The 18,657-nt window shown below is 68.1% G+C and carries 12 protein-coding genes; 4 read left to right on the top strand and 8 right to left on the bottom strand.

All coding sequences use genetic code 11. The features are described from left to right. Positions 1-4: 4 nt before the first annotated feature. Both recR and QH168_RS13725 read right to left on the bottom strand, forming a co-directional pair. The gene (gene recR, locus QH168_RS13730; RefSeq protein ID WP_280235008.1) at positions 5-613 is read right to left on the bottom strand and encodes a recombination mediator RecR; all 609 of its coding nucleotides are present in this window, start codon (positions 611-613) and stop codon (positions 5-7) included. A gap of 19 nt (positions 614-632) precedes the next feature. After that, complete coding sequence (locus tag QH168_RS13725; RefSeq protein ID WP_280235007.1) at positions 633-965, bottom strand: YbaB/EbfC family nucleoid-associated protein; 333 nt, start codon at positions 963-965, stop codon at positions 633-635. A 336-nt stretch (positions 966-1,301) separates the two neighbouring features. On the opposite strand from QH168_RS13725, the gene QH168_RS13720 reads away from it, so the two are divergent. Then, the gene (locus QH168_RS13720) at positions 1,302-1,907 is read left to right on the top strand and encodes a hypothetical protein (protein WP_280235006.1); all 606 of its coding nucleotides are present in this window, start codon (positions 1,302-1,304) and stop codon (positions 1,905-1,907) included. Between the two features lie 110 nt (positions 1,908-2,017). Here QH168_RS13720 and QH168_RS13715 read toward each other — a convergent pair whose 3' ends face one another. Continuing rightward, positions 2,018-2,452 (bottom strand): SRPBCC family protein, encoded by a 435-nt coding sequence (locus QH168_RS13715; RefSeq protein WP_280235072.1) that lies wholly within the window; start codon positions 2,450-2,452, stop codon positions 2,018-2,020. Positions 2,453-2,660: 208 nt separating this feature from the next. Between QH168_RS13715 and QH168_RS13710 the strand changes: the two genes are divergently transcribed. Both QH168_RS13710 and QH168_RS13705 read left to right on the top strand, forming a co-directional pair. Next, complete coding sequence (locus QH168_RS13710; protein ID WP_280235005.1) at positions 2,661-4,100, top strand: FAD-binding oxidoreductase; 1,440 nt, start codon at positions 2,661-2,663, stop codon at positions 4,098-4,100. Then, positions 4,097-5,413 carry a class I SAM-dependent methyltransferase gene (locus QH168_RS13705; protein WP_280235003.1) on the top strand — a complete coding sequence of 439 codons (1,317 nt, stop codon included), beginning with the start codon at positions 4,097-4,099 and terminating at the stop codon, positions 5,411-5,413. The genes QH168_RS13710 and QH168_RS13705 overlap by 4 nt, the downstream gene beginning before the upstream one ends. A gap of 6 nt (positions 5,414-5,419) precedes the next feature. On the opposite strand, the gene QH168_RS13700 is transcribed toward QH168_RS13705, so the two are convergent. The 5 genes from QH168_RS13700 to QH168_RS13680 all read right to left on the bottom strand — a co-directional run bounded on the left by QH168_RS13700 (position 5,420) and on the right by QH168_RS13680 (position 17,555). Next, positions 5,420-9,142: a serine/threonine-protein kinase gene (locus QH168_RS13700; protein WP_280235002.1), complete on the bottom strand. Its 3,723-nt coding sequence runs from the start codon at positions 9,140-9,142 to the stop codon at positions 5,420-5,422. Positions 9,143-9,397: 255 nt separating this feature from the next. Beyond that, positions 9,398-10,504 (bottom strand): esterase-like activity of phytase family protein, encoded by a 1,107-nt coding sequence (locus tag QH168_RS13695; protein ID WP_280235001.1) that lies wholly within the window; start codon positions 10,502-10,504, stop codon positions 9,398-9,400. 152 nt (positions 10,505-10,656) lie between these two features. Further along, the gene (locus tag QH168_RS13690) at positions 10,657-12,807 is read right to left on the bottom strand and encodes a 3-hydroxyacyl-CoA dehydrogenase NAD-binding domain-containing protein (protein ID WP_280235000.1); all 2,151 of its coding nucleotides are present in this window, start codon (positions 12,805-12,807) and stop codon (positions 10,657-10,659) included. A gap of 38 nt (positions 12,808-12,845) precedes the next feature. After that, positions 12,846-14,057, bottom strand: coding sequence for an acetyl-CoA C-acetyltransferase (locus QH168_RS13685; RefSeq protein WP_280234998.1), 1,212 nt, complete (start codon positions 14,055-14,057; stop codon positions 12,846-12,848). 423 nt (positions 14,058-14,480) lie between these two features. After that, complete coding sequence (locus QH168_RS13680) at positions 14,481-17,555, bottom strand: DNA polymerase III subunit gamma and tau (RefSeq protein WP_280234997.1); 3,075 nt, start codon at positions 17,553-17,555, stop codon at positions 14,481-14,483. Positions 17,556-17,782: 227 nt separating this feature from the next. On the opposite strand from QH168_RS13680, the gene QH168_RS13675 reads away from it, so the two are divergent. Then, complete coding sequence (locus QH168_RS13675) at positions 17,783-18,616, top strand: hypothetical protein (protein ID WP_280234996.1); 834 nt, start codon at positions 17,783-17,785, stop codon at positions 18,614-18,616. The last annotated feature ends 41 nt before the right edge of the window (positions 18,617-18,657 follow it).

Here is an 18,657-nt window from a genome sequence, read left to right as displayed (position 1 = left end):
AGCGCTAGAGCGCGCGGCGGCCCGACAGTGCGCGGCCGAGTGTCAATTCGTCGGCGAACTCCAGGTCGCCACCCATCGGTAGCCCCGAAGCCAACCGGGTGACGCTGAGCCCGGGGAAATCGCGCAACATCCGAACCAGATAGGTGGCGGTGGCCTCACCCTCGGTGTTCGGATCGGTCGCGATGATCACCTCGGTGACGTCGACACCGTCCTCCTGATTGCCGATGCGGGCCAGCAGCTCCCGGATCCGCAGCTGATCCGGGCCGACACCGCTGAGCGGATCGAGTGCGCCGTTGAGCACGTGATAGCGCCCGCGGAATTCGCGGGTGCGCTCGATGGCCTGCACATCCTTCGGTTCCTCGACCACGCAGATCATGGTGCGGTCGCGGCGCGGATCGGCGCAGATCCGGCACAGTTCGCCGTCGGCGACCGTGCCGCACATGGTGCAGAAGCGCACACCGTCGCGCACCTTCTGCAAGACGGCTTGTAGCCGGTCGATCTCCGGCGGCTCCACCTGGAGCAGATGAAAGGCGATGCGCTGCGCGCTCTTGGGACCGACGCCTGGCAATTTGCCCAATTCGTCGATCAGGTCCTGGACCGGGCCCTCGTACACCTGTGTCGGCTCCGGTGGGTCACAGACCGGGCAGGCCGGGCAGCCCGCCGCCACCGGCCAGCGGACCGAGCTTCTCCGAGGCCAGTTCCTGGGCGTTGGTCATGGCGTCGTTGATGGCGCCGATGACCAGATCCTGCAAGGTTTCGACATCCTCGGGATCGACGGCCTTCGGGTCGATGGTCAGCGACTGCACCTCACCCGAGGCCTTGATCGTGACCTTGACCAGTCCGTTTCCGGCTTGGCCCTCGACTTCGGCGGCGGCGATCTCCGCCTGCGCCGCCATCATCATCTCCTGCATCTGCTGGGCCTGGGCGAGTATCTGCTGCATATCGAACTGACCACCGGGCTGCACGCCTGTTACCTCTTCTCCGGCCGATCCGCGGAAAGTGTCATCGCCAGCCTAGTGGACTCGGTGGTGTGCGCCCGTTCCGAGCCCAGCATCACCGGAGCGAACCCGTGGCAGCTAGGGAGCGGCATGACCAGCAGGAACGGGGACACCAACCCGGAACCCGTCGAATCACTGCGTCGACCTCCATTGATTCCCCGCCCACACGCGCAGATACGAGCCTAGGATCTGCGTTAGGTCCGCCGCGGCCCGGCGGACCCGCCGAGGCACCGCGTGGATAGGCAACCACGCAGCGATCTTCGACGCCGATTCGGGGGCATGACGCAGACCGAGGAGGCTCGGATGGCACGCGAGATCACCATGAGCACGACCAAGCACTTCCGGATGACGGGGACGTCCAGGAAGCTCGGCACACTGCTGTGCGCGGCGGCGGCGCTGCTGCTGATGTCCGCTCCCGCCGCTACCGCCGAACCGGTGCCGGTGGCGACCGACTACGGCGGCGGCTGCGTCCTCGACCCGGCGAACCGCGCGGCCACCGTCGATGCGCTGCGTTTCCGATGCACCGCAGAACAGCAGGACGCCATCTTCAAGGCCGCGCCGCGCGGCAATGTGCCGAGCGGGGTCACCAACGGCTGGGTCACCCGGCCGCCGGTCATGCAAGCGTTGGCGCCCGCGCTGTGGATCGGTAAGACCTTCTACACCGGCCCGGACGGCGGATACCTGATGAACCGGGTCACCGGAGCGGGTATCGAAGCCTGGCGCGCCGATGTCTACACCGCGCCCGCCCTGGTCGACGGCGCCCCCACCTGGGCGCTCAACTACGCCCCGTCACCGACCCCGCAGGTCTACGACGAGATCCGGGAGGTCACGCCGGGAGTGTGGTTCGGCTACTCCTGGTGGCGCGGCGCGGTCCAGACCACCCTGCTACTGGCTTTCGTACTGGCTTGATTCTCCGGTAGCCGACCGCGAAGTGCCACGCTCGTCGAACCAGGGACACGGCGAGCACCGGTGAGCACATCCGTCCCGGCCGTCGACGACGACCGGGACGACGAGCGGTATCAGCCCAGTTCGTTCTTCAGGTTGGCCAGCACCTCGGCCTGGATCTTCTTCAGACCCAGCGGCGCGAAGATGCCCTCGAAGATGCCCTTCACACCGCCCGCGCCCTGCCAGGTGGTGGACAGGGTGACCTGGGAACCCGCGGCGTCGGGTGTGACCGTCCAGGTGTTGACCATGGACGAGTTGGCGTCACGTTCGACGACCTCGGACTCCGAGACCGACACCGTGGCACGCACATTGCGCTGCCGGCTCTCGGTGGCCTGCAAGGTCCACTGAGCCACCGTCCCCGCGCCCTGACCGCCCTCGACCACCTGGTAATCGCGGTAGTGCGAGGTGAGGATGCGCGGGCGCACATCGGCGTAGTCCGCGATCGCCGTCAGTGTGCGCTGCGGATCCGCTCCCACCACGATCGAACTGCTGGCGCTGACCTGTCCCACGATGAACTCCTTGTCCGGATGCGGTATCTCGGCACCATCCTGCCCTGCCACCTCCCGGCGCGCGCGGCGCGCCCCGTCGTGGACGGCTTTCTCGAATTCCACCCGCCGCCGGTTCGAACACGATGCAACATATGCGTGACATTTCATCCGAGTCGGGGACCTCACAGTGGCCGACCATGATCGCGAGTATTAGCGTCGAGGAGTGGCAGTGAGTCTGTTGGGGAAGGCCGGCCACGGTCCGGCCGCATATGAATCCGGGTTCGCAGCGCATCGAGAAGGCGTGCAACGCCTCCTCGCGAGCTATCGCGCCATCCCACGCGATGCCGACGTGCGCCTGGCCAAGAAGACCTCCAACCTGTTCCGGGCCAGGGCGAAGAACACCGCCCCCGGCCTCGATGTTTCCGGGCTGAACAAGGTCATCGCCGTCGATCCCGTCGCCAGGACCGCCGATGTCGCTGGCATGACCACCTACGAGGATCTGGTCGCGGCGACGCTGCCGTACGGCCTGAGCCCGCTGGTGGTGCCGCAGCTCAAGACCATCACCCTCGGCGGCGCGGTCACCGGGCTCGGCATCGAATCGACCTCCTTCCGCAATGGCCTCCCGCACGAATCGGTGCTGGAAATGGATGTGCTGACCGGAGCGGGCGAGATCATCACCGCCACACCGGACGGCCCCGACGCCGACCTGTTCCGCGGCTTCCCCAACTCCTACGGCACCCTCGGCTACTCCACCAGGCTGAAGATCGAACTGGAAACCGTGCAGCCCTATGTGGCGCTGCGCCATCTGCGCTTCCACGACCTGCGCGAACTCGAGGCGACCCTGACCAGGATCGTCGAGGAACGCAGCCACGACGGCGAACGGGTCGACTACCTCGACGGCGTGGTGTTCACCGCCGACGAGAGCTATCTGACCCTCGGCCGGCAGACCGACGAGCCGGGCCCGGTCAGCGATTACACCGGCATGGACATCTACTACCGGTCCATCCAGCACGATTCCGGCGCACCGAAACGCGACCGGCTCACCATTCACGACTACCTGTGGCGCTGGGACACCGACTGGTTCTGGTGCTCACGCGCCTTCGGCACCCAGAACCCGCGGATCCGCCGCCTCTGGCCGAAGAAGTACCGGCGCAGCAGCTTCTATTGGAAGCTGGTCGCACTCGACCGCCGCTATCACATCGGCGACAAGCTCGAGGCCCGCAAGGGCAATCCGCCACAGGAGCGGGTGGTCCAGGACATCGAGGTGCCGGTGGAGCGGACCGCCGATTTCGTGGCGTGGTTCCTGCGCGAGATTCCGATCGAGCCGATCTGGCTGTGCCCGCTGCGATTGCGTGAGCCGCGGGTACCGGGAACAACCGCGCGGCCGTGGCCGCTGTATCCGCTGGAGCCCGACCGCACCTACGTCAATGTCGGATTCTGGTCCGCGGTGCCGACCGTACCCGGTCGGATCGAGGGCGCGGCCAACCGTGCGATCGAGCAGACGGTCACCGAGTTCGACGGTCACAAATCGCTGTACTCGGATTCCTACTACGGCCAGGATGAGTTCGCGGCACTCTACGGCGGCGACGACTACATCGAACTGAAGAAGCGTTACGACCCAGACCAGCGCCTGCTGGATTTGTATTCGAAGGCGGTGCAACGCAAATGACGACATTCAAAGATCGATCCGATGTTTTCGCGGATCTCGGCACCAAGCTCACCATTGCCGAAATCTTCGAGACCCTGGTCGACGGCGAGGTACCCATCCGGTTCACGGCCTATGACGGGAGCGCCACCGGGCCGGAGGATTCGGAGTTCACGCTCAATATCGAGACTCCGCGCGGCATCAACTATCTGGCCACCGCGCCCGGCGATCTCGGTATGGCGCGGGCCTACATCTCCGGCGATATGACTGCCATCGGCGTGCATCCTGGCGACCCGTACCCGATCCTCGCGGCGATGGACAGCCTGAAGTTCCGCAGGCCGTCCGCGCTGGCGCTGCTCACCATCGCCCGCTCGCTCGGCTGGGAGCGGTTGCGTCCGGTTCCGCCGCCGCCGCAGGAGACGGTGCCGCGCTGGCGCCGGATCGCGCTGGAGGGTCTGCGCCATTCCAAGACCCGCGACGCCGAGGCCATCCACCACCACTACGACGTCTCCAATGCCTTCTACGAGCATGTGCTCGGCCCGTCCATGACCTACACCTGCGCCTGTTACGGCGAGCCGGACTGGACGCTGGAGCAGGCACAGGAGAACAAATACCGGCTGGTGTTCGAAAAGCTGCGGCTGAGCGAAGGCGACCGGCTGCTCGATATCGGCTGCGGCTGGGGCGGAATGGTGCGCTACGCGGCCAGGCGCGGCGTCAAGGTGATCGGGGCGACCCTGTCGGCCGAACAGGCCGAATGGGCGCAGAAGAAGATCGCCGAACAGGGCCTGTCCGATCTGGCCGAAGTGCGCCATTCCGATTACCGCGATATCCGGGAAACCGGATTCGACGCGCTGTCCTCGATCGGGCTGACCGAGCACATCGGCGTGCACAACTATCCGTCCTACTTCGGTTTCATCAAGAGCAAACTGCGCGACGGCGGGCTCTTCCTGAACCACTGCATCACCCGTCCGGACAACACCCGCACCACCAAGGCCGGTGATTTCATCGACCGGTATGTGTTCCCCGACGGTGAGCTGATCGGTTCGGGCCGGATCATCTCCGAGATCCAGAATGTGGGTCTCGAGGTGATGCACGAGGAGAACCTGCGCGAGCATTACGCGCTCACGCTGGCCGAATGGTGCGAGAACCTGGTCGAGAACTGGGATGCCTGCGTCGCAGAGGCCGGTGAGGGCACCGCGAAGGTGTGGGGTCTGTATATGGCGGGCAGCCGGTTGGGCTTCCAGCGCAATGTGGTGCAGCTACATCAGGTGCTCGGGGTGAAGCTCGGCGCGGACGGCCGCAATACGCTGCCGCTGCGCCCGTGGTGGCAGCCGTAACCACGCTCAGGACAGCAGCTCGTCCACGAAACGGGCGGGCAGGTTCGCCGGGAGTTCGTTGCGCAGTACCCGCAGAATCGCGACGACGCCCGGTCCCGCATCCAGCAGGGGCCGGGTCCAGTCGAGTTCGGCGCAGGTGGTGACCGCTGGCACCAGTTGTGCGGCGGCCTCACCCACCCAGCCAGCGGCGGCCAGGCATTCGGCCAGCAGCAGTGAGGTGTCGAGCTGGGCGCGCGGGCGATGCAGTTCATGGGTGCGCCCGTACAGCGCCCGCGCCCGGCGCACCGCGCGGTCCTGATCATCGATACCACCATCGGCCAGCAGCTCCCGGATGGCGGCGATCTCCTCCGCTTCTGCGGTCAGCGCCGCGGTGCCGGTCAGGCGATGGCCGGAGCGGCCGGTATCGCGGACGATATCGCCGTTCCAGCGTCCGGTCGCGGTCTGCGAGCGCGGCAGTTGCGCGGCCGGGCCGAGCCGTATCCGCTCCGCACGGACGTGCGCGGCCAGCCGGGGCAGATCCTGGTCGACGGCGATCCGCTCGCCCTCGGCCAACCGGGCCGCGGCGGTGGCCATATCGCCGCGCACCGCCTTCACCCTGGCGCCGATGACGAAGGTGGAGATCAGGAAATCGATCGGCCCGACCCGGGCGACGAGCTGATGGCTCTCGTCCAGCAGCCGGTCGGCGGCATCGAGTTCACCGCGCCGATAATGCAATTCGCCGAGCAACGCCGCCGCCACCCGCACGGCATGCGACCGCTCACCCGAACGCGCCCGCGCGGTCTCCCATGCCTGCTGGAAACACCGTGCGGCGGTGGCGATATCGAGCTGTTCGTAGGCCACGGCGCCGCGGCTGCACAGTCCGAACACGGTGCCGAGCGGATCCTTGGAGTGTTCGTGATACTCGGCCGCCCAGTCCTGGATCGCGCGGGCGCCGTCGAAATCGAACTCGCACAACCGCACGAACGAGGTGAGGTTGGCCGCGGTCGACACGGTCCAGGCCGGTAGCTCGTCGGGGTGTTCCAGGCAGTCGCCGATCTTGTCGAGCACGCCCTCGGTGTGATCGCGCGCCACCTGGTCGGCGGCGGCGAGCACCGCGGCCTGGCAGCGTTGCCGCATCACATCGGCGTCACCGGACGACCCGCGCGACAACACATTCGACAACCGCCCGAGCGCACTGCGCGCCGCACCGGACTGCTGGAGGTTCACATTGGCCCGCGCTACCGCCATCAGCAGCTTCGACCGTGAGGCCACCTGTTGCACCGGCAGTTTCGACACCGTGCCCAGCAGCGTGGCCAGCCGTGATCCGTCGATCAGGTCCATGCCGCCGCTTTCCAGCAGGTCGAGCGCCATCTTCAGATCGGTCGCCGAAATGGCGTGGTCGACGGATTTACGCAGTAGTTGATGTTCGGCGTACCAGCGGGCGGCCTTGCGGTGCAGGGCCTTGACCCGCGCCGGATCGGTACGTTCGAGCCGCGCCCGCAGCTCTTCGGCGAACAGCGGCTGCACCCGGAACCACTCCGGGTCGTATTCGACTCGCCGCACGAACAGTTCACGCTGTTCGGCCTGCTCGAGCAGATGTTCGGCCTCCGGGTCGTCCGACAGCGCCGCCGCCAGCGAACCCGAGACCTTCTCGGCGATCGAGATGGCGGTGAGGAAATCGACCATGCGCGGTTCGAGTGCGTCGATGACGTTCTCGGCCAGATATTCGCGCACCCCGTGGCCGCCCTCGGCCAGATGCTGGATCAGCGGCGCCGGGTCCGGATTGCCGCGCAGGGCGAGGCTGATCATCTGCACGGCGGCGGGCCAGCCGTCGGTGGCGCGGTGCAGCTCATCGATCTGGGCGTCGTCGAGGGTGAAGTGGTTGCGGTCCACCAGGATCTGCCTGGTCTCCTCGCGAGTCAGGCGCAGTTCGGCCGAGCCGATCCCGACCAGTTCGTCGCGCACCCGCATCCGGCTGATCGGCAGCCCGGACTGGTCGCGGCTGGTCACCACGAACCGCAGATGATGGCAGCCGTTGTCCAGCAGTGAATCCATCACCCGGCGGGTGCCGGAATCGGTGATGCGATGCCAGTCGTCGATGACGACGACAATGGTGGCGCCACCCGCGTGCACATCATCGATGAGAGTGGAGATCGCATACGCGACGGCATCGGCGGGTTGTTCTTCGAGCACCTGATCCAATCCGGTGCCGATATCGGGACGCACGCGCCGGATCGCCTCGATCAGATGGGCGAGGAACCAGATCTCGTTGTCGTCATCGCTGTCGATACCGATCCAGGCAACCGCGACACCATCAGCGGTGAGTTCGCCGCGCCATTGGGCGGCAAGGGTGCTCTTGCCGAAGCCGGCGGGCGCGTGGATCACCGCGAGCCTGCGCCGTCCGCCGGTGCGCAGGATGTCCAGCAGCCGGGTGCGCTGGACCGGTTCCCGCGCCGGAGTGGGCGGCCGGAACTTGGTCGCCGCGGTCGGCGGGAGGGTGGTGGTCGGCGAGGGGTCGTAGCCGGGGCGCGGGGTCGGTGGGCTCAGATTGAGCGGTCCGCTGCGCCGGGCGGTGACGGCGGGTCCGGTCCGGTTGGCCGATGGCGCGGCCGCGGCCTCGGCGGCGTCCTCGGTGTCGAGCAGCGCCATCTCATCGGCCAGTTGTCCGTGCGCGCGCTGGATTGCGCGCAGGGTTTCGCCGAACTCGTAGGCCGAGGCCGGGCGGTCACGCGGATTCTGCGCCATGGCGTGTTCGATGGCGCCGGCCACATCGGCCGGGATGTCCTGTTCACGCAGATCCGGTACCGGCTGGGTGGTGATCCGCAGGAACTGGGCCACCACCTTCTCCCCCGCCTGACGTTCGAACGCGGCATGGCCGGTGAGCAGCGCGAACAGTGTCGCGCCGAGCCCGTACACATCCGAGCGGACGGTCGGCTCGTCCCCCTTGAGCACTTCGGGGGCCGTGAACGCGGGTGAACCGGTGATCATGCTGCTCGAAGTGCGGAACCCACCCGGCACTCTGGCGATGCCGAAATCGGTGAGCTGCGGTTCGCCATAGGAGCTGAGCAGGATATTCGCCGGTTTCACATCCCGGTGCAGTATGCCCGCCCGGTGCGCGCTCTCGATCGCGCCGGCGAGCTTCACCCCCGCCCGCAGGGTGTCCGACCAGCTCAGCGGGCCGTTGTCCCGGACGACGACCTCGAGGGAGCCCCGCGTGGCATAGGGCATCACGATGAACGGCCGTCCGGTGGCGGTCACATCCACTTGCAGGATGTCGACGATATTCGGATGACCGGAGAGCCGGCCCATCGCGTGTTCCTCACGCAGGAACCGCTCGCGGCTCTCGGCATCGATATCGGAGGAGAGCACCTTCACCGCGACGACCCGGTCCAGCGCCCGCTGTACACACCGGTAGACGACGCCGAAGCCGCCGTGCCCGATCTCGCGCGCACCGCCGAGACCCATGGCCTCGAGTTCGTCTTCGATGGCGATGGGATTGTTCTCCTGAGTGTCCGGACCCGCCGGTTCGGCATCGGCCGGTGCGGCGCCGTCATCGGCGGACGGACGGGCGGCAGCGCCGGGACCTGACACCGAGCCGTCCGGGCGCGCCGAATCCGCAGCTGGTTGCGCCGGTTCGGCATCGGCGTCGGTCGCGGGTTCTACCGAGTCCGAAGCGGGTTCGGGTCGCCAGCGCGCCGTATCGGAGACGGCACCGCGCCTCTCGTGGCCCGTACGCGCCCGTGGATCCATGTCACCACCTCGCACTCCCGACGAATCGGCGGCCGACGAGCACATCCTGTTCTCGGGCGGTCGAGCGGAGTTGCCCGACGGCCGTCATGCGCTCGGTTCCCGCCTCGCGAGCGAGGGCCGCGGGCCGAAAATCCTTGCGCATACTCCAACGTAGCTCGGTGCGGCACCGTGTGGGTGGGTTTCCCGCCCCGCGTGGCGGGCGATCGGATCAGGGCGGGGTGAGTGGGGAACCCTTCCGCTCCGGGGGCTGCCGTGTCAGTCGGGCACTGCCAGCGCGATGACCTGGCTGACCTGCTGTTCGGTGAAGTTGTTGTCGCTCACCAGCACCAGCGTCCGTTCACCGGAGGGCAGACGCGGACCCCAGGTCATGCCCTCGACGTTGTCGATGGCCGACAGGCCGATATCGGCGAGGTCGACGAGCAGGCGTTTGGCGACGGGCACGGCATCGTCGATGGGAGTATCGAGAATATTGGTCGCACCGGCGAGGTCGGCCTCGAAGAGCCTGATCTTGTTGCCGACACCGTCGACGTAGGCGCGCTCCAGGACCAGGAATTTCCCCGGATCCAGCGGATCGACCGCAAGGATCGAGGCGATGCCATTGCCGCCGCGACCGGGTTCGGGACTGGATTCGGCGAACACCGGCTCCATCGGATAGGCGTATTGCGCGAGCACCGGCCCGAATCGGGCCTGCACGGTGATCCGCGACAGCGCGCCGGAAGCGACGCTCGCCTCCGGACCGTCCTGGTGCAGGGGGCCCTCGACCGCCGTGACGAACAGCGAGCCGCCCGCGGCGAAGCTCGCGCCCTCCAGCACCGCGTTCGGGCGTGGGCCCGAATCGGGCAGCACCCGTTCGTTGTTCGGGATCGGCAGCTCACCGGCGAAGGTGCCGTCTGGCCGTGCGATGCGCACCGATGGATCGGGATACACCGCGCCCGAACCCTCCTGCGTCCAGAAGTAGTCACCGGACAGCGGGTCGACGCGGATCTCTTCCGGATCGACGGTCGTCGGCGGATATTCGGCACCGTCGGCGGTGCGCAGCGGATGCGTCGCGGTGAACGTCACCGGATGCACACCGCCCTCGTCGACGCCGATCCGCGCCGTATAGAACCGGGCGGGCCCGCGTTCGGAACGGTCATCGCTGATCACAACGTATTCGCCGGTGTTCGGCCGATAATCGATGCCGGACAGACCGCCCACCACCGTGCCCTGGAAATCCAGGGCGTGGGGCACGATCTGCTCACCGAGCAGCCGGACCGCGGAGCCCGGAGCCGCCGATGCGCCGGGCGCGAGCCCGAATGTCGTCGCCGCCACCGTCGCGGCCACCGCGGCCTGCCGCCGAATCATCCGTCCACGTACTGCCACGGAACCGTACGTTATCGGCCGCGGCGAACCTCCGGGTGAACTTCCGGTGCCGATGTGATCCGCCCCACCGGCCCGGTGACGGCGAAGGCCCGCCACCGTGAAATACGGTGACGGGCCTTGCCGTTCGCGATCGGACCGATCGCGGCCGTGTACTACTTACGCAGCGAGGCCGGGACCTCGAAGCGATCGCCGTAGGTCTTGGCCAGCTCGTCGGCGCGGGCCACGAAGGCCTCCTGGCCGCCCGGGTAACCGACGATGAACTGGTGCACACCACCGGTCCAGGCCGGGTAACCGATGCCGAAGATGGAGCCGATGTTGGCGTCGGCGGTGGTCTCCAGCACGCCCTCGTCGAAGCACTTCTGGGTCTCGATCGCCTCGATGAACAGCATGCGGTCGATCAGATCCTGGATCGGCACACCGAAATCGATGGTCGACTTGTAGTGCTCGGCCAGACCGCCCCACAGGCCGGTCCGCTTGCCGTTCTCGTCGTACTCGTAGAAACCGGCCTTCTCCAGGCGACCCGGACGACCCGAATTCACCATGAACTCGATGACGTCGATGGCGGGATGGCGCTGCTTGCCCATGGTGACCTCACCACGCGCGATGGCCTCTTCGGTCTCCTTGGCGATCTTCAGCATGAGCTTCATGTTCAGCTCATCCGAGAGCTGCAACGGCGCGGCCGGGTAACCGGCTTGCAGACCCGCCTGCTCGATGGTCGCGGGCGCGATGCCCTCGCCGAGCATGGCGATCGCCTCGTTGACGAAGGTGCCGATGACGCGCGAGGTGAAGAAGCCGCGGCTGTCGTTGACGACGATCGGGGTCTTCTTGATCGCGAGGGTGTAGTCGAACACCCGCGCCAGCGCCTCGGGCGAGGTCTTCTCACCCTTGATGATCTCCACCAGCGGCATCTTGTCGACCGGCGAGAAGAAGTGGATGCCGATGAAGTCCTCCTGGCGCTTCACGCCGGTCGCGAGACCGGTGATCGGCAGGGTGGAGGTGTTGGAGCCCAGCAGGGCGTCCGCGTCGACGATGTCCTCGATCTCCTGGAACACCTTGTGCTTGAGCTCGGTGTTCTCGAAGACAGCCTCGATCACGAAGTCGACACCGGCGAAATCGGCCGCATCCGCGGTCGGGGTGATCCTGGCCAGCAGCTCCTTGGACTTCTCCTCGGTGGTCCGGCCACGGGAGAGGGCCTTGGCCTCGATCTTCTCCGAGTAGTTCTTGCCGCGCTCGGCCGCCTCGATGGTGACGTCCTTGAGCACGACGTCGTATCCGGCCTTGGCCGAGACGTAGGCGATACCGGCACCCATCATGCCCGCGCCGAGCACGCCGATCTTCTTGATGTCCTTCTTCGGGACATCCTTCGGACGCGAACCGCCGTTGTTGATCGACTGGAGGTCGAAGAAGAACGCCTGGATCATGTTCTTGGCGACCGGGCCGGTCAGCAGGTTCACGAAGTAGCGCGACTCGATCAGCGAGGCGTTATCGATGTCGACCTGCGAACCCTCGACCGCGGCCGACATGATCGCGCGCGGCGCGGGCATGTTGGCGCCCTTGATCTGCTTGCGCAGGTTGGCCGGGAAGGCAGGCAGGTTCGCGGCGAAGGCCGGGCTCGACGGAGTGCCGCCGGGGATCTTGAAGCCCTTCTTGTCCCACGGCTGCACGCCACCCTCGGGGTTGGCCTTGATCCACGCCTTGGCGGCCGGGACCAGTTCCTCGACGGTGCCGACCAGCTCGTTGACCAGGCCGATCTCCTTGGCCTTCGCCGGCTTGTTGCGCTGGCCCTGCAACAGCACACCCATCAGGGCGCCTTGCAGACCGAGCATGCGCACGGTGCGGATGATGCCGCCGCCGGCGGGCAGCAGGCCGAGGGTCACCTCGGGCAGACCGATCTGCGAGCCCTTGACATCGGCCGCGATGCGGTAGTGACAGGCCAGCGCGATCTCCAGGCCACCGCCGAGCGCGGCGCCGTTGATGGCGGCGACGACCGGCTTGCCGAGCAGCTCGAGCCGACGCAGCGCGCCCTTGATCTCACCGAGCTCGTCCATCAGACGCTGCGCGTCGCCCGGACCGGTCTTCATCATGTTCTTCAGGTCGCCGCCGGCGAAGAAGGTCTTCTTGGCCGAGGTCAGCACCACACCGGTGATGTTGTCCTTCTCGGCCTCGAGCTTCGCGACCGTCTCGGACATCGACTTCTTGTACAGGTCGTTCATCGTGTTGGCGCCCTGGTTCGGGTCGTCCATCGTCAGTACGACGATGCCGTCCGAATCCTGCTCCCAACCGATCATGTTGGTCTCGCTCACAGTTTCGTTCTCCTTGTGAATGTCGGTCGGTCGGGAGGTCAGACGCGCTCGATGATGGTGGCCACGCCCATGCCGCCGCCGATGCACAGGGTGATCAGCGCGTAGCGGCCGTTACGGCGCTCCAGCTCGTCGACCATGGTGCCGGTGATCATCGCGCCGGTCGCACCGAGCGGGTGGCCCATGGCGATCGCGCCGCCGTTGACGTTCAGCTTCTCGTCCGGGACCTGGAGGTCCTTCTGGAACTTCAGCACCACCGAGGCGAAGGCCTCGTTGATCTCGACCAGGTCCATGTCCTCGATGGTCAGACCGGCCTTGGCCAGTGCCTTCTTCGCGGCCGGGGTCGGGCCGGTCAGCATGATGGTGGCGTCGGCGCCGCTGGTCGCGGTGGCGACGACGCGGGCGCGCGGGGTCAGACCCGAGGCCTTGCCCGCCTCTTCGGTGCCGATCAGCAGCACCGCGGCGCCGTCGACGATGCCGGAGCTGTTACCGCCGTGGTGGACGTGGTTGATCTTCTCCACGAAGTGGAACTTCTGGAGCGCCACCGCGTCGAAGCCGCCCATCTCGCCGAGACCGGCGAAGGAGGGGTTCAGCTTGGCCAGATCCTCGACGGTGGTGCCGGGACGCATGTGCTCGTCGTTGTCGAGGACGACGAGGCCGTTCTGGTCCTTGACCGGAACGATCGACTTGGCGAAGTAGCCGCCGGAGGTGGCCTTGGCGGCCAGCTCCTGCGAGCGCACCGCGTAGGCGTCGACGTCATCGCGGGAGAAGCCCTCGATGGTGGCGATCAGGTCGGCGGACACACCCTGCGGGACGAAGTAGGTGTCGTAGGCGGTGGCCGGGTCCATGGCCCAGGCGCCGCCGTCGGAGCCCATCGGCACCCGCGACATGGACTCGACGCCACCGGCGATCACCAGGTCGTCGAAGCCGGAGCGGACCTTCTGCGCGGCCAGGTTCACGGCCTCGAGGCCGGAGGCACAGAAGCGGTTGAGCTGGAAGCCGCCGACGGTATCGGGCAGACCGGCGGCCAGCACGGCGGTGCGGGCGATATCGGCGCCCTGGTCACCGACCGGGGAAACGACACCGAGAATCAGATCCGAGATCCGGTCTTCATCGAGGTTCGGGAAGCGGTTGCGCAGCTCCTGAACCAGACCCGTGGTGAGGTCGATCGGCTTGACCGAGTGCAGCGACCCCTTCTTGTTGCGGCCGCGCGGGGTGCGGATGGCCTCGAAAATGTAGGCCTCTGTGGTCATATCGGAGTGTTTCCTTCCTAGGGTTGCGCCCGGCCCGCTCGAGACGGGCACCGACGCGGGTAACCTCGCCGACCGGCCATGAGACCGACCGTGTATTCAGTTCGCGGTACTCCCGGTGCCAGTCGCGGATCCGCGGACCCGCCCTCACACCGCCCATGTTCGATTCGCGCTGCTCGGATGACCGCGGTGATCACTCGAACTGCCCTCTGCCCACGCCTCGCCGGTACCGCCTAACGCTGTACAAACGAGGGCGCGAAACTGCCTACGCACGACAAAGCCGCCCGTACGCCTTGGGCATACGATAGAACCTCGCCTCGTGTGAGCTCGCGGCCACCCGCACATACTACCGTCGGATGCGAACTCCGGTTAACTTAACGTCGGGTGGCCGGTGGTTGTCAACCATCCGGCCGGGTGCGATGCGCCTCACTCCAGCCGAACCGCGCCCAGTTCCGAGGCGAGCAATTGCAGGGCGACCTCATCGGGGTCCTGCCGGTCACCCGGCGCCACCGGCCGCGCCGATTCGGCCAACATCTCCTGCTCTTCCTCGGGTGTCGGCGGCGGGATGGCCGCGCCGCCGTACTCCTCCGGGCCCGGATCGTCGGGCAGATCCGGATAGTCGGGGGGCGGAATATCGTCGTCGGCTACCGCCGCGGCCTTGGCCTGGCTCGGACGGGAGAACCGTGGCGGCGTACTCGTGCGGGCAGTGGTCGACCGAGCGGGCGCGGCCATCTCGCCGACCGGTTCGGCGGGCGGCGACTGCGGGTCGGCGGCCGGGCTGGAAGATGCGGAACTCGGCCGGGAGAAACTTCTCGGCGCGGCGGGTTCGGCTGCTCCGCCCGCCGGTCCGGGTTCCTCGGCCCCGGAATCTCCCGAGCGGCGCGCTCCCCCACCACCGGATTCCCGGCCACCACGCCCCCTGGCCCCCGCACCGCCGCGCGGCGCGGTCTGCCCGGCGCCCGTTTCGAACCGCACATCGAATTCGCGTCCGAGCACCGTCCGCAACGCGGTCCGCAACGCGTCCACGCTGCGCGGTTCCGACAGTCGCCGCACCAGCGCATCATGCGGATGGACGAACACCGCGGTCTGCCCATCGACCCGAGCCGGTGCGGCCGCGGTCAACATGGCGTGCACCGCCACCGCGATCTTGCGGACCTCGGCCTTGATATCGGGCCATGCCGCCTCGACCTCGGCCAGCGGGTCGCCGGTCGCCGCGGGTGCTGCTCCAGCGGTCTCCGCCTCGGCATCAGCACGTGCCGGGGCCTGGCTACCGGCAGCAGCCTCCCGCCCCGGCTCCCCTGTTCCGGCATTCGAGCCGACAGTGGACGCGTCTGCCTGCGGAGTTGTCGGGTGCTGTGGTGCGTCATACCGGAAGCCGTCGTCGGCGCGGCCAACATCGGCCACCGCGGCGGTCTCCGCATCCGCGTCCAGGCGCCCATCGAATCGCTGGTCCGCCTGGTTCGTGGCGTCCGGATAGCCCTCGGGTTCGCCACCCTGCCGATGCGCGCGCACATCCGGGCGGCCCACTGCCTCGCCTCGGTCACCCTGCGCCGAACCAGGGTCAGCCGTCGACGCAGCGGCGCGGGCCTCACCCGGTGCGGATGCCGCGGCGACGGTGGGCGGCGCAGAGCTTCCCACGTCAGCCGGAGAGCCCCCGCGTAGGTCTTCGCTCCCCGCTCCGGCCGGAGCCTCCGGTTCGACTGTTCGCTCGGCGATAGTGCTCGACGAGTCCACAGCGCGCGGGTCACCAGCAGGTGGTGCCTGTGGCGAATCCACCGGTGCGGCCGACTGGTCGCTCGACCGCGACCGACCGTCACTCGGCTGAGGTTGCGCGCCAGCCGGATCGGAGCCGCCGGTCGGCGGCTGGTACGGGTCAGCACTCGACCGCGGATGCGAGGCAGCGGGTTGGGGCTGCTCACCAGAGGGCTCACGGTGACCGGCGGCCTGCCGGACGCGGTCGTCGGCGGACTGATCCTGCTCGGCCATCGGTTGTGGCTGCCCGTCGGCAGGCCGGCCCTGCGTGGATGTGTGCTGAGCGGGCTCGGTGGCGGACCGAGTGGGCGGCGGCGCGGGCCGATCGGGTGGGGTGGATGGCTGTTCCGACGCGGCTTGGGTCGCCGGAAGCGGCGGTTCGGGAGCGGCCTGTTCGCGGACGTGGCCGGGGGCCGGGGGCTGAGCGACGAGCGATTCGGGATCACCCTTCGCCGATCGTGATTCGCGCAGGGCGGCAAGGGCTTCGGCGCCGCGGCGGCGGTTGGGGTCGGCGGGGGCCGAGCGCGGCGGAGCATCGGCTGGGGCGGCGGTGGTGGCGCCGGACTCTCCGGCAGGTGCGGAAGGGATTGCGCCCGCGGCGAATTGACGCTCCAGGCGTTCGAGGCGCTGTAGAGCGGCCGCATCGGTCTCGGTGGCCGCGGGCAGGAGCATGCGGGCGCAGATGACCTCTAGCAGCAGCCGGGGTGCGGTGGCGCCGCGCATTTCGCCGAGGCCCGCGTGCAGGAGTTCGGCGTAGCGGGTGAGAGCGGCGGGGCCGATGCTGTCGGCCTGGACGTGCATACGTTCGAGCATGTCGCCGGGGGCGGCGACCAGTCCGCGTTCGGCGGCGTCGGGGACCGCGCGCAGCAGGATCAGATCGCGCAGGCGTTCGAGCAGGTCGACGGAGAACCGGCGCGGATCGTGCCCGGCCTCCATCACCCGGTCGATGGTGCCGAACAGCGCAGCGCCATCGGAGGTGGCGAGTGCGGCGATGGCGTCGTCGATCAACGCCACATCGGTGACGCCGAGCAGCGATACCGCACGCGGATAGGTGACACCCTCGGGCCCGGCACCGGCCAGCAGCTGGTCGAGCACGCTCAGACTGTCGCGAGGGGAACCGCCACCGGCGCGGATCACCAGCGGGTACACCGCCTCCTCGACCGGCACATGTTCCTGTTCGCAGATGCGGCCGAGCAGGCCGCGCATGGTGGCGGGCGGCAGCAACCGGAACGGATAGTGGTGGGTGCGCGAACGGATGGTCGGCAGCACCTTGTCCGGTTCGGTGGTGGCGAAGATGAAGATCAGATGGGCCGGTGGCTCCTCGACGATCTTGAGCAGCGCATTGAATCCGGCCGTGGTGACCATATGCGCCTCATCGACGATGAACACCCGGTAGCGCGATTCGGCGGGTGCGTAGAAGGCGCGATCGCGCAGCTCACGGGTGTCGTCGACACCACCGTGGCTGGCGGCATCGAGTTCGATCACGTCCAGGTTCCCCGCACCGCCGGGGGCCAGCGCCACACACGACGAGCACACACCGCACGGCCGCGACGTCGGCCCCTCCGCGCAGTTCAGCGAACGCGCCAGAATCCGCGCCGACGACGTCTTACCGCAACCGCGCGGCCCGGAGAACAGATAGGCATGACTGATCCGCCCGGTGTCGAGCGCGACGCTCAGCGGGTCGGTGACGTGCTCCTGACCCACTACCTCAGCGAACGATGCCGGTCGGTACTTCCGGTACAGAGCCACGGCCAGAGGTTACCGGCGGGCACCGACAGGTGAACACCCACGCTGGTCGGGCCCGCGACACGGATAACGAAACCGTCACCGCCGGCATACCGGCGCAACCGGCTGGCTAACCTGTCTTCGGCAACTTCGGTAGCCGATCTTCATCAGGTTGGTGACCCCGGTCGGATCATCCCGGCCGGGGCACAACCGAGCTCGACGAAATCCACGCCCGCCCCGGAGGAGCACCCGTGTCGTCGTGTGAAGACATCGCCGCCGCCTGGCTTTCCGGCACCGATCTCGCCGGAGATACCACCGCCGTGAATTTGCTCAGCCGGGCGATCAGCCCGCGCGATTTCGACCTCGAACGCGAATCGCTACCGGTGACCGCCGCCGCCGATCCGATCACCTCCGCCACCATTCTGGAGCTGCTCGAACGCGGTCAGGTGCCGACCATGGCCGCCATCCGCACGTTGACCGCCCAGAACGCGATGCGCAGGGAAGCCGAGCGGGTGGCCGGGCTCGGCAGCCGCGCGCAACGGTGGATCGATGATTTCGGCAGACTGCTCGCCACCGTCGCGGAGGCGCGTTGGCTGGCCGATGGCATCGGCCCGACCCGCCGCGATGTGCTCGGTTCGGCGCCGGTGGTCACCTTGCTCCACAGCCGGGTCGGTGCGATCGCGCCGAGCGCCGTCAAACATCTGTGGTTGATCGAACGGGCGCAGCGGGCCGGTTGGATCGCCTACAACGACGAGCCGCGATCGCTGTGCGCGGGCCGCCGATTCCATGCCGAGCGGTACGGCGACCGGGTGTCGGGGCAGTCGGTCACGATGATCGGACGGACGGTGGCCCGCCATGTCGCCAGGGCCGACGGCCGGATATGGCCGGAGCTGGCGCCGCGGATTCGGGACGGCGCGGGCATCCCGATCTTCCATGACGCCGCCGACGCCCTCGCACAACAGCGCTGGCTCACCATCGCGGGCTGGATCACCGTCGATGGCGACCGCCCACTGCCGGGGCCGCGCAGCCGCCGCGCCCTCGCAGATCGGTCCCGGCGAAACTTCCCTCTTCCGCCCTCAGGTTAACCGCGTTACGCTAACGCCACTAACTTACTGGAGGGGGCTCC

The sequence above is a fragment of the Nocardia cyriacigeorgica genome, from assembly GCF_029868385.1.
Taxonomy (GTDB): Bacteria; Actinomycetota; Actinomycetes; order Mycobacteriales; family Mycobacteriaceae; genus Nocardia; species Nocardia cyriacigeorgica_F.
Note: the sequence above shows the minus strand (reverse complement) of the source record. Positions and strands in the feature narration are given on the sequence as shown.

What these genes read in the sequence shown, in the direction of transcription:
- QH168_RS13720 (WP_280235006.1), top strand. Translation starts at nt 1,302, where the DNA reads ATGGCACGCGAGATCACCATGAGCACGACCAAGCACTTCCGGATGACG.
- QH168_RS13705 (WP_280235003.1), top strand. Translation starts at nt 4,097, where the DNA reads ATGACGACATTCAAAGATCGATCCGATGTTTTCGCGGATCTCGGCACC.
- QH168_RS13700 (WP_280235002.1), bottom strand. Translation starts at nt 9,142, where the DNA reads ATGGATCCACGGGCGCGTACGGGCCACGAGAGGCGCGGTGCCGTCTCC.
- QH168_RS13685 (WP_280234998.1), bottom strand. Translation starts at nt 14,057, where the DNA reads ATGACCACAGAGGCCTACATTTTCGAGGCCATCCGCACCCCGCGCGGC.